Source organism: Novosphingobium sp. PhB57, from assembly GCF_004342985.1.
GTDB lineage: Bacteria > Pseudomonadota > Alphaproteobacteria > Sphingomonadales > Sphingomonadaceae > Novosphingobium.
In genome coordinates this window covers 14180-28646 of record NZ_SMBO01000019.1, presented here as the reverse complement: position 1 = coordinate 28646, position 14467 = coordinate 14180, and the positions used below count along the sequence as shown (strand labels likewise).

Annotated in this window: 13 protein-coding genes; 5 read left to right on the top strand and 8 right to left on the bottom strand. The window is 62.4% G+C overall.

The features are described from left to right. From EDF58_RS26215 to EDF58_RS24615, 3 genes are all read left to right on the top strand, one after another. Nucleotides 1–201 (top strand): hypothetical protein (locus EDF58_RS26215; RefSeq protein WP_207913159.1); only part of this gene is annotated, 201 nt, incomplete at its 5' end. A 155-nt stretch (nt 202–356) separates the two neighbouring features. Next, complete coding sequence (locus EDF58_RS24620) at nt 357–683, top strand: hypothetical protein (protein WP_132270326.1); 327 nt, start codon at nt 357–359, stop codon at nt 681–683. 365 nt (nt 684–1048) lie between these two features. Then, nucleotides 1049–1420 carry a PQQ-binding-like beta-propeller repeat protein gene (locus tag EDF58_RS24615; protein ID WP_207913157.1) on the top strand — a complete coding sequence of 124 codons (372 nt, stop codon included), beginning with the start codon at nt 1049–1051 and terminating at the stop codon, nt 1418–1420. A gap of 1230 nt (nt 1421–2650) precedes the next feature. Here the strand turns inward: EDF58_RS24615 and EDF58_RS24610 are convergent. From EDF58_RS24610 to EDF58_RS24590, 5 genes are read right to left on the bottom strand one after another with little or no spacing between them, the layout of a single operon-like run. After that, nucleotides 2651–4222: a PepSY-associated TM helix domain-containing protein gene (locus EDF58_RS24610; RefSeq protein ID WP_132270324.1), complete on the bottom strand. Its 1572-nt coding sequence runs from the start codon at nt 4220–4222 to the stop codon at nt 2651–2653. After that, complete coding sequence (locus EDF58_RS24605; protein WP_132270322.1) at nt 4219–4512, bottom strand: hypothetical protein; 294 nt, start codon at nt 4510–4512, stop codon at nt 4219–4221. The genes EDF58_RS24610 and EDF58_RS24605 overlap by 4 nt, the downstream gene beginning before the upstream one ends. Continuing rightward, nucleotides 4509–4784: a hypothetical protein gene (locus EDF58_RS24600; RefSeq protein ID WP_132270320.1), complete on the bottom strand. Its 276-nt coding sequence runs from the start codon at nt 4782–4784 to the stop codon at nt 4509–4511. Before EDF58_RS24600 ends, EDF58_RS24605 begins: the two co-directional genes overlap by 4 nt. Further along, the gene (locus EDF58_RS24595; RefSeq protein WP_165921576.1) at nt 4781–5584 is read right to left on the bottom strand and encodes an alpha/beta hydrolase-fold protein; all 804 of its coding nucleotides are present in this window, start codon (nt 5582–5584) and stop codon (nt 4781–4783) included. Before EDF58_RS24595 ends, EDF58_RS24600 begins: the two co-directional genes overlap by 4 nt. A 56-nt stretch (nt 5585–5640) precedes the next feature. After that, complete coding sequence (locus EDF58_RS24590) at nt 5641–7836, bottom strand: TonB-dependent siderophore receptor (RefSeq protein ID WP_132270317.1); 2196 nt, start codon at nt 7834–7836, stop codon at nt 5641–5643. 278 nt (nt 7837–8114) lie between these two features. Between EDF58_RS24590 and EDF58_RS24585 the strand changes: the two genes are divergently transcribed. Further along, nucleotides 8115–8960: an SbcC/MukB-like Walker B domain-containing protein gene (locus EDF58_RS24585; RefSeq protein WP_207913154.1), complete on the top strand. Its 846-nt coding sequence runs from the start codon at nt 8115–8117 to the stop codon at nt 8958–8960. Between the two features lie 278 nt (nt 8961–9238). After that, nucleotides 9239–10864 carry a hypothetical protein gene (locus EDF58_RS24580; RefSeq protein ID WP_132270313.1) on the top strand — a complete coding sequence of 542 codons (1626 nt, stop codon included), beginning with the start codon at nt 9239–9241 and terminating at the stop codon, nt 10862–10864. Nucleotides 10865–11041: 177 nt separating this feature from the next. On the opposite strand, the gene EDF58_RS24575 is transcribed toward EDF58_RS24580, so the two are convergent. The 3 genes from EDF58_RS24575 to EDF58_RS24565 all read right to left on the bottom strand — a co-directional run bounded on the left by EDF58_RS24575 (nt 11042) and on the right by EDF58_RS24565 (nt 14139). Beyond that, a complete protein-coding gene (locus EDF58_RS24575; protein WP_132270311.1) occupies nt 11042–12376 on the bottom strand; it encodes a tyrosine-type recombinase/integrase in 1335 nt (444 codons plus the stop codon). Between the two features lie 187 nt (nt 12377–12563). Next, nucleotides 12564–13040, bottom strand: a complete 477-nt coding sequence (locus EDF58_RS24570; protein ID WP_132270309.1) for a nuclear transport factor 2 family protein — start codon at nt 13038–13040, stop codon at nt 12564–12566. Nucleotides 13041–13053: 13 nt separating this feature from the next. Then, complete coding sequence (locus EDF58_RS24565) at nt 13054–14139, bottom strand: serine hydrolase domain-containing protein (RefSeq protein ID WP_243654491.1); 1086 nt, start codon at nt 14137–14139, stop codon at nt 13054–13056. Nucleotides 14140–14467 lie beyond the last annotated feature (328 nt).

The window sequence follows — 14467 nt, the reverse complement described above, 5'->3', positions numbered from 1 at the left end:
TTCGCAGCTCACGTAAGAAAACAGCCCTTCGCTCCGGTGATCGCCGCCGCGCATCTTCAATCCTTCAACCTCGGTCGAGGCGACTTGAATCACCTTAACGGCCTCAAGGGAAGTTCCTTTTTCCGCAGGCTGTTAACGGTCCCGACCCGAATGAATTTCCAGACCTGTGGTTACACAACCGGCGTCACCTCGGCCGCTTAAACCCTATAGTGGTGGGGAAAGCCCAGTCCTTGTTGCCCGGGATTCCCTTTTTTTCCGACGCATCTTACTTTCCGAACCGGCGCGCCCATATCCATCGAGCGCCCGCCTCAACAGAAAGGCTGGATTTTTGTCACGCCCATGAGAGGAATATTTCGATGTCTGTTGAACGTGACTACGAAGCTGACTTCGATGCGCTCTCGGACCGTTACAAAGCGGTCAGGAAATTGAACGATAAGAAGCACAAGACCTCCGATGATGATGATTTCGAAGACGATACGCTTGGGGCGTTGACTTACGAAGACACTCTCTCATTGAGAGAAGACGTTGATGAAGTTATTGAAGGTGTCGGTGAAGAAGGGCCTGACCGGTCGACTGTTGATGAGATGGAGGTTGCCGTCTCTGCCTTCGAAAAGGAGGTTCGCGAATTGATCGGCAATGAGGCGGTTGACAAAGTAGTAGAAGACTACCCGATGCCTGAATAAGGCGCCGGAGTGTTGTTTCAAGGCAGCGATAGCAGCAGGAGAGCCCGGTCACGTTGACCGGGCTTTCTCATTTGTCCCTCACCACTACTTGTGTTGTAAGTGCGCATTTCGTAGCGCGCCGACCCTGGCGGGAGGGCGGGCATCGGCAATTGACGCTGGACGGTACCCGCAGCGGGTGGCGCTTCAGTCGTGCCTTTTTGAAGTTGAATGGCAGCAGATTGAAGCCTCCCGGGTCTTCCGGAGGCAGTATGGGGTCGGTACATAGAACGGACCCAGATATACGGTAAGCGCCGCCAGCAGCCAGCGTCGTCGCAAAACTCAACAAGCTCGGTGCGCCGTGCATGCGTCCTGCCTGGGGGAAGATGGTGGCCATCGATCTCGCCACTCGCAAGATCGTCTGGGAGCGTCCGGTCGGCACGACGCACGACATGGGTCTGTTCAAGATGCACTATGATCTGCCGCTGCCGACCGGCATCTTCAACATCGGAGGCTCGACCGTGACCGCCGGCGGGATGATCTTCGTAGGTGCCTACGCCGACGACTATATCCGCGCCATCGACGAACGGAATGGCAAGATCGTGTGGCAGGCGCGGCTTCCCGCGGGCGGCCAGGCGACGCCTGCAGTCTACCAAGGGCGCGACGGGCGTGAATATGTAGTGATCGCAGCAGGCGGCCATGGTGGGCTGGGTACCCGCAATGGCGACGCGGTGATCGCCTATGCGCTGCCGAGAGACTGAGCCATGTCCCTGGCTGGCTCCATCTGCTCTCGATCGTCGCACTTTTGATCGTCCCCGCGTGTGCCAACGTCATTGCCATCGACGAGACACGACGCCCGCAGCACATGTGGATCATGTACCTGGTCTGGCCCCTGACGGCCCCTTCGGCGGCCTGATCTGGCTGTGCCTGTACTGGCGTAATTTCGGGAACGCAGTTATCATAGGACCGTGGAAATCGATGTCGCGCGCCTGCTCGGCGTCGGTCCCGACGCCGCGCTGCTCGCTGTGCTGATCGGGCATCGTCCAATTTCCTGACCCCCAATCGGGCACCAGAACAACCTCCCCTTGCTGCACGGCTTGGTTATCACCCACGGCTTCGACCTCCCGCTATCTCGGCCATGCCTATTCGTCGGAGGTACGCATCCGCACGATGCGCCATGCGCAGTGGACCGCCTCGGCTATCTATCTCGTCTTCCTTGCGCTGCTAACTTCCTTTCTCGGGCGCTCGGCATTCTCGTCTTGGTCGGTGCGCTGTCGGGCCAGCTTAGCGCGGCGGTGGCGGATTCGATAGGCTCGGGCGGCCTTATGAGTGAGGCGTCGCGCCACAAGCTGAGCGCCGGCGCCGGCCTCGCGCTCGCGGCCTGCTCGCGACCCTGATCGTCTGGCTAACCGACCCGTTCAAGGCCGTCTCTATCTGGTCGCGCGGCTTCGCCTTGTTTTAGGCGCTGCAGTGCGTCCCGGGTTTCGTCGTTGCGCGGCGAACCGGCGCCGGCAAGGAAGCGCAATTCGCCGGGTTCGTCATCGTCGGGCTGATCTGCCTTGTCGCGAGGCTGGTCGGCACGCCGGCCGATGGCCGACCCATGCTCATCCACTCCCTCACCCCGCCACACTCGCGGCCTGATGCGGCGGCATGGTCCCGAAGTGCTGGTCTGGTGCCGACGCATCGCTATCCTCGTCGGTGCGATTCTAATCGGACTTTTTGCGCTGCTGTTCGCTCGCCTGTCCGATCTGGCCGGCGAGACCTTATTGCAAATCGTCGCGCGCTGGTGGGGGTGCCGCTGTCGCCAGCCCGATTGGGTTTGCGTCGTTCGGATTTCCGTTGGACGAGCGCTGGGGGCGCCTTGCGTGCGGGTGATGCGTCGTCGGTTTTTAGCTCGCCTTTAGCGATCGGTGGCCCTTCAGCGACCAATGCTGGCTCGCTCGGTGATCGGGCATACGCATCTTTGCTTCCTAGCGGTTCTAAATGTGCTGTCAGGCTTTTGTGTCAAAAGCCCAAACACTGTCGCTGGGACCATATCGTGCGCGTTGCCGGGCATTGCGGGCACCAAAAACCATCAAGACCGCAAGGCCGACGGCTGTCGCGTCAACAAGCCAGAGAGATTCGCTGTCGAACCAACCCGGTCCTACCATCAGGCTGCTGAGCGGGATAGTCAGCATGGCCAGCGCCGAGCAGACCGTCAATTCGGTACCGGCACCAGCGGCACCGCGAAAGAGTGCCCACACGGTCATGCCTAGGAAGACAGCATAGTAGATCGCGCTGTGCAGGCCGTAAGTGGCGCTGTGCCCCAGCAGCCTAGACGCCGCCAATGTAAGCGAGATGCCGGCGATGCAGCCTAGCGGCACACCCACCGTCAGCGCGCCGAGAATTTTCGTAGCGCGTGTCTGCTCCACGGCGCCGGCCTGGCGCTCTTTCTTGCGGCGGGATTCAACCCAAAGCAGGTTTCCGGTGTAGAAAAGCATGGCGCCGGCTAGGCCCAGCAGGAAGTAAGACCACCGGATGGCATTGCCGCCGAAGTTCCCGAAATGCAGTGCGAAGAAACTGGTGACAGTGGCGGACCAGCCGTCCTGCATACCCGGCATGTAATCGGTCGAAGTGATCTCGCCTGTTTCGGGATCGAGCCCCGCCATGCCATAGGTAGGCGCCCGAAGACCGAAGCGTGCGTCGCTGCCCTGCACCCGCAGTGACGGCAGGCCGCCGCGTCCCTGGCCGTAGACCAGCACTTCGGGCTTGAATCCCGGAGCCTGCCGTTCGATACGTTCTACCAGTTGCAGCGGCGAAAGCGATGCGGGCGGCGGGGCAGCGGCAATCGATGCCGCGCCGCGATCACCCCGTTCCTGCCCGCCGAACACCACTCCCTGCGCGCCGTAGAACTGGTCGTGAAAGGCGAATACCACGGCTGTCAGCGCCATGATGATATGGAACGGCAAGCTGAAGAGGCCCAGCACATTGTGTATGTCGAGCCACATCCGCTTGACGTTCTTACCAATGCGCAGCGCGAACAGGTCGCTCACGAGACTGGGCAGCAGCACCACCAGGCCGGACACGAGCGCGATCGTATAGAGCAGCGCAATGGCGCCCATTATCGGCATCGCGACCTCATGCGCGAAAGGCAGGCCGACTTGCTGGTGGAGTACGTCGATGAACTGAGCCACTTCGGAAGGACCGCCGTCCACCACCTGAACGGAGCCGTCTGCCGCCAACGAGGCATAGTGCTTCACCCCGCCGCCGTGCTCGGCCTCCTCGCCCCTTGCCGAAGTCCAGCTCATGCGCGCGGGATTGGCGGAACCGACGGAAAGGTGGATCTCATAGCCCTTGGCGGCCTCGGGATGGACAGCCAGAACCTTGGACACCAGTTCGGGCGTGCGCGCCAGCGAAGGCGCCGGAGCGAGTGTGGTCGGCGGTGAAGCCCAGCGTTGCAGCGGAGCCTCGAACATGGTGATGGCGCCGGCGTAGAAGGCGATGAACAGCGCGAGACCGGAAACGATCCCGACCCAGCCGTGGATTTCCTTGTACATCTTCACGAGGTCGGTGGGCAACTTCATGCTTGCGGCCCTTCCAGAATAAGCACGATCGCCCAGACCACCAGGTTGGCGCCGGTAAGCCAGAGCCAGGCCCGAACGGTGGAGCGGAACATGAAGCAGAAGCTCAGCGTCAGCGCCCATACGGGCGACATCAGCCACATTGCAAACTGGCCTTTAGTGGAAAAGAACGTGTCGCAAATGCCGGCAAGGCGTTGGAAAAGCCCGGCTGCGCCGAGCGCCAGAGTGAACCCGAGAACAAGTCCCGCCGCCGATTTGCCGAACCAGTCCTTGCTGGAAAGCGGTTTGCTCATTTCCTGTCCTCAGGTTCATGCCGCCACCATGCGATCGCGAGCGGGACCACACTCCAGACAGACATGGCGAGTGTAGCGACGATGAAAATGGCCGTGGCCGTGCCTGCCCAGCGCAGCATCATGACGGTGGCCGTCACCATGAAAGCAAACCCGCTCCAGCCTGCAAGCCGCGGCGGAAAGGGCAGATCACCCCAGCGCTGGTTCGCTGACGCAAGATAGAGCAGCACGCTGGCCAATACGGCGAGCAAGCCCCCGGCCAAGGCGAGGATCATTCCGCTTCCTTTCCGGCTGCTTCTCCGAACGCCAGCGTGATGCCATCGACCATCGCCGCCATCATGGTCGAACCATGGCTCTGACCGGGTAGAACGGAGGCGCGGGCGTCGACGCCACGGGCGGACAGCGCGGCGACCACGTCGGCCAGCGTGGCCGATGACCCGGACGGCGCCCCTTCGCGATCACCGGCAGCCAGAAGCGCGCGCTTGTCCTGAAGCGCGGCCATGCCATGCGTCTCACGCGCGATCAGGCCGTTGCCATACCAGAGCGACGGACTGACCGCGACGTAGCGGCTCCACCATCCACCCTGCGCGAGAGCGTGCAGCGCCAGCAAACCTCCGAAGCTGTGTCCCATCAAGGTTTCGCGCTTCGCATCGATCTTCCAGCGGCCCGAGATTTCCGGTCTGAGCTTGTCGCGCAGATAGGTCAGGAAAGCGCCGCCGCCGCCAAGCGACCGGCCCGCAGCGGGAGAGCCGGTCGGAATGACGTAACCCTCCACCGGCGGCGTGTAGTCGTAGATGCGGCGCGGCAGACCACCGGATTCGACGGCAACGATCAATCCCGCGCCAACGCCCGAACGCCCCCCTGCCCGCGCGAGACGGCGCGCCGTCGTCGTCGCGATGGCGAAGTTGTCCTCGCCGTCGAGCAGCCAGAGCACCGGCCATCCTTGCGGTGGCGGCGGGCCTTCGGGCCATGCCACCATGACGCGATACGCATGACCGTCCGCCGAGGGCAGCGTGAAGACGTCCGACCGTTCGATCTGCCACGGCGCGGCGATTGCGGCCGACGGAAGCGACATGGCCGCTCCCGATATCGTGCCAGTCGCCGCCAGGGCGAAGGCCAGCCGCCGTCCGCTCACCATTTGAACTGGAGACGGGCAGTGACGCCGCGGCCTTGTCCGTAATAGCACGCCGAAACGGCGGTGCAGGTGGCGGCAAAGCGCTTGTTTGCGATGTTGCGGCCATTCAGGGACAGCGTGGTGCGATCGCTGAATTCGTAACGAATGAAGGCATCGAACAGCGTGTAGTCGGGAATGGCCAGCGTATTGCCGGTGTCGCCGAAACTCTCGCCGGTATAGCGCACGCCGCCACCGAAACCGAGGCCGGAAAGCGGCCCGGACCGGATGCTTTCGCTAAGGAACAGCGAAGCCATCCATTCGGGCACTTGCGGAAGCCTGTTGCCCACCTGGCTGACGGTGTTGGATTCGGTGACCTTGCTCCAGGTACGGGTGGTCGTGCCGATGACTGCCAGCCCGAACGGCAGACTGGCCTTGGCCTCAAGCTCGATGCCGCGAATCCTGCCCTCCCCGGTCTGGACGAGGCACGTCGAAGTGCCGCACAGGGTGCCCAAGGGGTCGGGCGTCGTCATGTTCTGCTGGGTGATCTGGTAGCCGCCCAGCGTGACGTAGATTCCCTTGTGCTGATAGCGCAGCCCGGCTTCCCATTGCTGGCCCGTGGTCGGGAGGAAAGTCTCGCCGTTCAGGCTCGTCGATGGATCGCTGACTTGCGGCTGGAACGATTCCGAATAGCTGGCGTAAGGCGCAAGGCCGTTATCGAACAGGTAGACGGCGCCGGCCCGCCAGGTGAAGGCATCCGACTTGGTGACATAAGTCTTGTTGGTGACCGGGTTGTGCGTACGGTCCTTGGCCCAGTCCTGGCGGCCGCCCACGGTCACGCGCAGACGGCCCAGCGCGATCTGGTCCTGCAGGTAGACGCCGGTCTGGCGACTGACCGTTTCGGTATAGATCTGCGGGCTCATGTTCTGGGCAAAGCCGGCAGACCCGCGTGGCACTGGGTCGAAGATGTCGAGGATGGGCAGCACCAGCGACGAATTGACGAGGTCGCGATAGTGCTCCCATTCGGTGTGGAAGTAGTCCACGCCGCCCAGGATCGTATGCTTCAGCGGGCCGGCGTTCACTTCGTACTGAAGCTGGGTGTCCGTCGCCCAGCCGTCGCTCTCGCCGGTTCCCTGCACCGCGCGGCGGCCGATCGTCTGGCCGGGAATGCAGCCGGCGATGCTTCCCGGGCACGTCGTCAGCGTGTTGCCCGAAAGCACGACGACGCGATAGAGCGTGTCGATATGGGTGTAGCGGGTGTTGTTGCGGACGGTCAGGCCGCTGTCCCCGAAACGGTGTTCGAAGAAAGACGCGGCAAGGTACTGGTTGCGGTCGAACGTGTTCCAGTCCGGCTCGCCCAGGTTGGCATCGTTGGCGATGTATTTCCCGTTGCTCTTGTAGAGAGCGCCCAGGGCGGGGAGGAACTGGAAGGTCGCGCCGCCCTCGTCGCGTTGGTATTGGCCCAACAGGGTCCAGGTGGTCTGGTCGTCCGGCTTCCACGTCAGGCTGGGCGAAACGTACTGGCGGGCATTGGTGACGCCGTCCACCTGGGTTTCACCATAGCGGGCAAGACCGACCAAGCGCGCGGACAGCGTGCCGAAGATCTCCCCCCCGACGTCGGCCGCTGCCTGGCCGTTCCAATTGTCGAGATCGGTCATACCCATGGCCTGAAGCATGAATTCAGCATGGAACGCATCGGTTGGTCGCTTCGACACGCTATTGACGACACCGCCCGGCGCGGTCTGGCCGTAAAGCGCGCCGGATGGGCCCTTGAGCACCTCAATCTGCTGGAGCGCGAAAGTGTCGAAGCCGGTGCGCGTCCACTGGCCACCCGAAGGCAGGCGCAGACCGTCAACGAAGTTGTTGTTGGAGGAAAAACCGCCGGCGCCGAAACCGCGAACCGATACCTCGTCGGTACGGCTGTCGATACCTGACGGCTCGGCCTGCACGCCCGCGGTATAACTCAAGGCGTCGGCAATCGTCGGCGAAGCGCGCAGGTCGATCTCGTCGCGATTGATGATTGAGATCGACTGGGCGGATTCGATGATGGGCGTCGCGCTCTTCGTGGTGGAGATCGCTTCCGATTGCCCGGTTGCGGTGACGACGATTTCGTCGCGATTACGCCGATCATCGGCGGCAGCAGGCGCGGTCTGTGCGTGAGCAATGGCAGACGTTCCGGCAAGCAGCAACGCGGAGGTGATTGAGAGTTTTGACATGCGAATCCCCTGAACTTGCGGGATCACCTAATGCGACGCATTCGCGTTAGCAAGAATCTATGACAGCCTCTCCTTCCTGAGGCCCGTTCGCTCGACCTCCTCGTCTTTAGCGGCAGCCGCGGCTTAGTTGGATGTGACCGGATCCCCACTCCGAACTGGCGGAAGCGAAATGGCCATTATGCTGGCCTTCAAAGGCCATCGCCTGCCAGGAGCTTCGATCCAATCCGAAGAAGAAAATGTCGCCGATTGCCAAACTACGACGCAATGGAACCAGCAGGGTGGCCGAGGAAGCCGTCGCCCGCGTGGCCAAGGCCGGCCAGGCCGCGCTCGACGCCGAGGCGGAAGCCCTCGCCGCGCTCGAAACTGCGCTGCGCGAGGCGCTGGCCGTGCTCGCCAAGTGCCGCGACGATCTCACCCGTCACGAAGCGGAAGAGGCCGCAGCCGCCCTGCCCTCTCCCGAAGCACTCGAAGCCGCGCTGGCGTCCGCTGGGGACACACTGAACGCCGCCGCAGCCCGGCGCGACAATGCCGCAGCCCTGCTACGCCAGGACGATCTGGTCCGCGAACGCACCGCCGCCCTGCGCGCTGACTTGGAAGCGGCAAATGCCCGCGCCGAGGAGTGGCTGCGCCTATCCGATCTCGTCGGTGACCGCGAAGGCAGGGTCTTCCGCCGCTTCGCGCAAGGCCTGACCCTCGACCGCCTGTTCGAACACGCCAACGCTCGTCTCGCCGAACTGAAGCCCCGCTACGCGCTGGAGCGCGGCACCGGCGGCGAGATGATGGTCCAAGTGATCGACAACGACATGGGCGGCCAGGTGCGCGGCCTACACAACCTCTCGGGCGGCGAGCGCTTCCTCGTCAGCCTGGCGCTCGCGCTGGGCCTCGCCGAAATGTCAACCGCGCGCGGCGTGAAGATCGAGAGCCTGTTCATCGACGAGGAGTTCGGCGCGCTCGACACCGCCAGCCTCGGCCAGGCCCTGGCACTGCTCGAACACCTCCACGCCAGCGGTCGCCGCGTCGGCGTCATCAGCCACGTCGAGGAACTCAAGGAGCGAGTGCCGGTGAATATCGAAGTTATTCCCACCGGCCGTGGAAGAAGTCGAGTGGAGGTGCTGGTTGATTGAAGGCTTCGCGCGTGAGATTTGGACGAGGTTCCAAGCACAACCAGCTCTTCAAGGATCGACCAGTTTGCGCCATTCCTTGGCCGGTTCTTAAACGTCCGCTCGCTTCGGAACCGGTCATCCGTTTTAGATCGAGCACGCGGCGGGCTGTCCGCTTCGCATCCAGCTGTTATCATCATGCGGAGGTTTAGTCGCGTTTGTCCTTCTGCATTCACAGCGATAGACTTTCAGACACAGAAAATCGACTATGTCCCGAATCTCTATTTGAACGGCTAGGTATCATGAGATCGAAGATCTTTCGTGCCGTATGGCTCCTGGTCGCGCTCTCTGTAGGCCCGGCGTCGGCACAGATGGCCGGGCATGAACATACCTCGATGGAGCGACTTGGCAGCGTCAGCTTCGAAACGTCGTGCAACGCGGAGGCTCAGCCGCGCTTCAATCGCGCTGTGGCGCTCATGCACTCTTTCCAATTTGGCCCGGCGATCGATGGCTACCGCGCAGCACTTGCGGCTGACCCCAGTTGCGCCATCGCCTATTGGGGAATCGCGCTGAGCAGCTGGAGCAACCCGTTTGCCGGATTCAAGTCACCGTTACAGCTGAAACAGGGCCTCGAGGCGGTCCAGACCGGTCGCGCTCTGAAGGCCAAGACCTCGCGCGAACGTGCTTATATCGAGGCGGTAGCGTACCTGTACACCGACACCGCGATCTTGGACCAGGACGCTCGAACCGTCGCTTACGAACGCGCAATGGAGCGTCTGGCCGCCGACTATCCCAAGGACATCGAAGCCAGGATCTTTTACGCGCTGGCGCTCGCAGCGGCCGCCGATCCGGCCGACAAGACCTACGCCAATCAGCTGAAGTCCGGCGCGATCCTTGAAGGCCTGTTCGCCGAGTACCCCGACCATCCTGGCTTGGCCCACTATATCATCCACGCCTTTGACGAGCCGGCCCTGGCGTCACGCGCCGCCGGGGCAGCGAAGCGCTACGGCGCGATCGCGCCCTCGACTCCCCATGCCCTGCACATGCCCTCCCACACCTTCACACGGATCGGCGACTGGCAGGCATCGATCGACACCAACCTGGCTTCAGCGACCTCGGCGCGGGCCGCCGGCCAACCAGCCGACGAACTGCACGCCAGCGACTACATGATCTACGCCTACCTGCAAACTGGACAGGACAAGGCTGCCGGGCAGCTTGCCGAAGCCTCTGTCCAAGTGTTTTCGCGCTTCGATCCCACTAAAGCCAACGGCGCCGCGCCTGCTTCGGCGGCCTACTACGCCCACGCTGCGATACCGGCGCGCTACGCGCTCGAGCGCCGCGACTGGGCAAGGGCGGCCAGGCTCGAGCCGACGTCGAGCCGCTTTCCCTACGCAGAATCGATCACCTCTTTTGCCCGGGGCCTGGGCGCGGCGCACCTGAAAGACGCGGCCGCCGCGCGGTTGGCGATCTCGTCGCTGGACCAGATCCACGACAAGCTCGTTCAGCAGGGCGAGGGCTATTGGGCAGGGCAGACGGATATTCAGCGGCGGGAAGTTGCTGCAACCCTTGCCTTAGAGGAAGGTCATGTCGTCGAAGCCCTGACGAGCATGCGCCAGGCTGCTGACCTTGAGGACAAGACCCAATTGGCCTCCGTAACGCCGGGACCTTTAGCGCCGGCTCGGGAGATGCTGGGCGAGATGCTATTAGGAGATAACCAGCCGGATGAAGCGCTGGCGGCGTTCGAAGCGTCGCTTGTTCAGGAGCCCAATCGGTTCTGGTCGCTGTACGGTGCCGCCAAGGCGGCTAAGCGAGCCGGCAACGGTCAGAGCGCCAAGACCTACTTTCAGAAGCTGCTGGCCATGTCCCCGCACCCTGACCACCCAGAACGGCCGCAGTTGGCAGAGGCGCGCCAGCAAGCAACGCCGTGAAGACGTGTCTACAAGTTCAGACATCCCCGCTCTGCCCCCTAAAAACCCTGCTTAGCCGGGAAAAACGACGATCACGCTGCCGCGCCTCAGGACGTGCTATAGTTAGCTTGGGAACGGCGGGAAAGTCCCAGAGTCAATCCTTAGCCTCTAAAACCGCAAAGAAGTTTCAACGGTCAGTCAGTCTGCGGGCATCAGCGGAACAACAGCACGCGCCGCCATGTCATCCAAACCGTCAGCGATCCAGCGCCCGTAGTGACGCTCAATCATCTCAACTGACGTGTCATGAAGTGCTGCCACCAATCGCAGCGGCAAGCCCGCTCGAATACCACGAACAATGCTCGAATGCCGCAAGGCATATGGGACGATATCCCGCTCAAGTTCCGCGATCTTCCGAATTTCCGCCCACGGCTCGACAAGACGGGCAGCCCGGCCCCAAGGGCGCCGACCGTTGGCCACCCACTTCAGTTGACCAGGAGCCCGTTCCATCCGACGCCGCGTCAGCAACAGTTCGCCCTTACCCCGATCTTCAATAGCTGGACCCAAAACAGCCAGCACATCGGCACCAATTGGAACCGGCGTAGCTTCCGGCTTCCGCCCCTGCCCCTTGTAGCTAGGCGGTATCATCAACCGAGACCGCTCAATCTGTACGTCACGCACCGTAAGTCTCGCGGCTTGGGAAAACCGTGCCCCGGTAGCGGCCAGCACGACAATCATCCGGTACAAATCGCCGCCCCATTCGGCCGCTTCGTCGACCTTTTTGGCGGCCGCAATGATCCGGCCAACTGTCGCAGCATCTAATATTTGATTCTCGCGCGCCACACTCTCGCCATCGGCCGGGTTAGTTCGTGATATGACCAGTGCGGCGGTCAGAACGCCGGGTAAAGTCGCGGGAAGCGTCGCCCGATTTGCGCGAAATGCGCTATTTATCGCGGCCTTCAGTGTGGCAGCGAGATGCCAGACCGAGGACGTTTTAAGAGTGTCCGGGAGAGACTTGCGCCATCCAATCAGTTCCCTCTCCGTCAACAGGTGCAGCGGCACGTCCGCGATGGGTGCTGGGGCGCGCGCCTCCATGTTGGCGGACGCCTCCCGCCCGATCACATATCGTTCCAGGCTGGATGTTGCCGCTTTCCGACCAGTGTTGCCCACGCCACGTGCACGGAAACGAGCGTCACGCTCCGCGCAGTACGACACGATTGCCGTCCGAACGGTCTGGAATTGACCAGCGGATGCGGCCCGGTCTTCCAGACGCGCTCCCTCTACTCGATCACGGGCTGCCCGGATCGCCCCATTATAGTCCAATGTGCCTTCGGATAATTCATCGTCGGCGGTACCAAGCCGGTCTTGGCGATAACCAGTACCAATGCGCCACCGCACCAACCACACGCCGCCGCGTACCCCCTTGCTGTAGCCCAGGTGGGTTTCAGGATCGATACCGCGCCAGTGCAGCCCGACGGGCAACTTCGCTCGCGCACTGCGAGTCGTCAGAGGGACTTCCTTGAGTGTCTTGGCCATACCCATCCCGCCAAACCGTCTAATATCCGTCAAATATACCCCCGCGCAAAACTGCAAACAACGACGAATGCTGGTCAGGCGTACGGCCCAAAATGTCCCGGATTTCTGCGGATTTCTGCGGTCACATACGGAAATGATCGGTCCCGGAAAACATCGATCAGCCATTAATCTGGAAGCAGCCCGCGAGCTATCTGTCAGTGGCGCTTCGCTGCTCCGCAGGCGTCGCCGCGCGGTGCCCGTAACTGAGGACGCTGGTGATCCGCCAGGCGCCATCCTGCTTCGCCCAGACGATCACGAATTTGGCAATCCCTTCGCATCGTCCCGTCGCCAGTTCGCAAAAGCGGTGCTCGCCTTCCTCGATGGCACCATAGTCCTTGATCGGATAGACGCGGAACGTTGCCCGGATCAGCTCGCGCTTCACCTTTCCGCAAATGTATTTGCGAACGCCATCGACCATCGCGTCACGCTCGAACGTCGCACCGCCGGTGTCGTGGTAGAAGGCGACCTTCGGATCAAAATAGCCGGAGAAAGTCGGCAGGTCGCAGCGGTTGTAGGCGCCGAACACCTTCGCATCGAGCGCGCCGATCTCCGTCGTCAACGGATCGGCGGGGGGCGGCACGGAGGTGGCGAGCAAAGCTGCGGCAACGGCGATGGCGGTCATCATGCTCATGGTCCTGTCAGTTCATCTGGCCGCGGAGGAAGGCGATCAGCTTCGGATCGCTCCCCGTGCGTTCGAGGATAGGCAGGATGACCCGCCAGCCGTTGTCGCTGTTGGTTAGGATCACGATGCCGTCGCCGCTCGGGCGATCGATCGCGGCGAAGGTGAAGGCCCCTGCATCCTTGCCGGTGTGGAGCATCGTCGTGCCGTCGGGGAAGCCGAGGAGCTGCCAGCCCAGTCCGAAGCCAGTCCAGGGCGGACAGGTGGCCGCTTTCGATCCGGCACATATTTCGGGCGTCAGGTCGCCCTGCGATTTGCTGCGCTCCGCCGCTAAAGACGCGACCAGATGCCGGTCGTTGCGGACATCAATGAGGAAGCGCGCATAATCACGCGCCGTCGCGTGTGCCAGATCGGCAGCGTTGTATCGCGTCACCCGCTCGACGGGCAGCGGCTTGCCTGCGTCGTCGTATGGCACGGCGATCGGCACCGTCTTGCCTTGCGCCGACACATAGCCCGAGCCGTTCATGTGGGCGGGTGCGAACAGCCAGCGGCCAGCAAGCGTCTCGAACGATTGCCCGATGCGGTGCTCGGCGTAGCGCGCCGCATATTGATACCCCTCGCCCGAATAGCCAGTCGTCGTGCCGGGATCATGATCGAACGCCAGTCCCTTCGCGTCGCGCCAGTTCGGCAGGCCGGTGCGATGGCTCAACGCCATGCGGACCGTCAGTTTCTTCCGCCGAGGTTCGCGCGACAAGTCGGGATCGCTCCAGTAGCGATCCATCGGCTCATCAAGGGACAGCTTGCCAGCCGACACCAGTCGCAGAATGACCTCCGCCGTCAGCGGCTTCGTCAGCGAAGCGAGATTGTATGGTGTGGAGACGGTCGCCGTACGGTTCGGCCCCACTATACCCCAAGCCCCAGTAAAGACGATCTGTCCGTCGCGGATCACGGCAATCGATGCGCTTTCCACGCGCTGTTCGCGGAGGGTTGCGGTCATATCCGGCAGCGGGGTCTTTGTCTCAGCGTCCGCCATCGAGGCGCAAGCCATCAATGCGACCATGCCGACGCGAATTTTTCGCTTCAACGCGCCAACTGTATTATTCATGTGCAACAGTTAGCGGCACTGAAATTTGTCCGCAACCTTAACCGCATTTGCCAACGATGTGACAGAGCTGAGAACCGGTATGAGAATTCCGAAATGGCATCCTTTTCAGGATACTCGCGAACGGCGGCTCTCGGTTGAACCTGCCGGGCGGCGAGGCCGCTGTGGATTACATGTTTGTCCCATTTCCGACGATCGTGCCAAGTGAAACCGTCCCATCGAAGACCTTCAGTCGCTGATTCTCCGTTGACAGCAGCGGTCCGTCAGCTTTTCCATTTCGGATGCCTCAGGTCAGTCAGGTGACCAGCGGGCTTAGCGCGATCATCTCGGA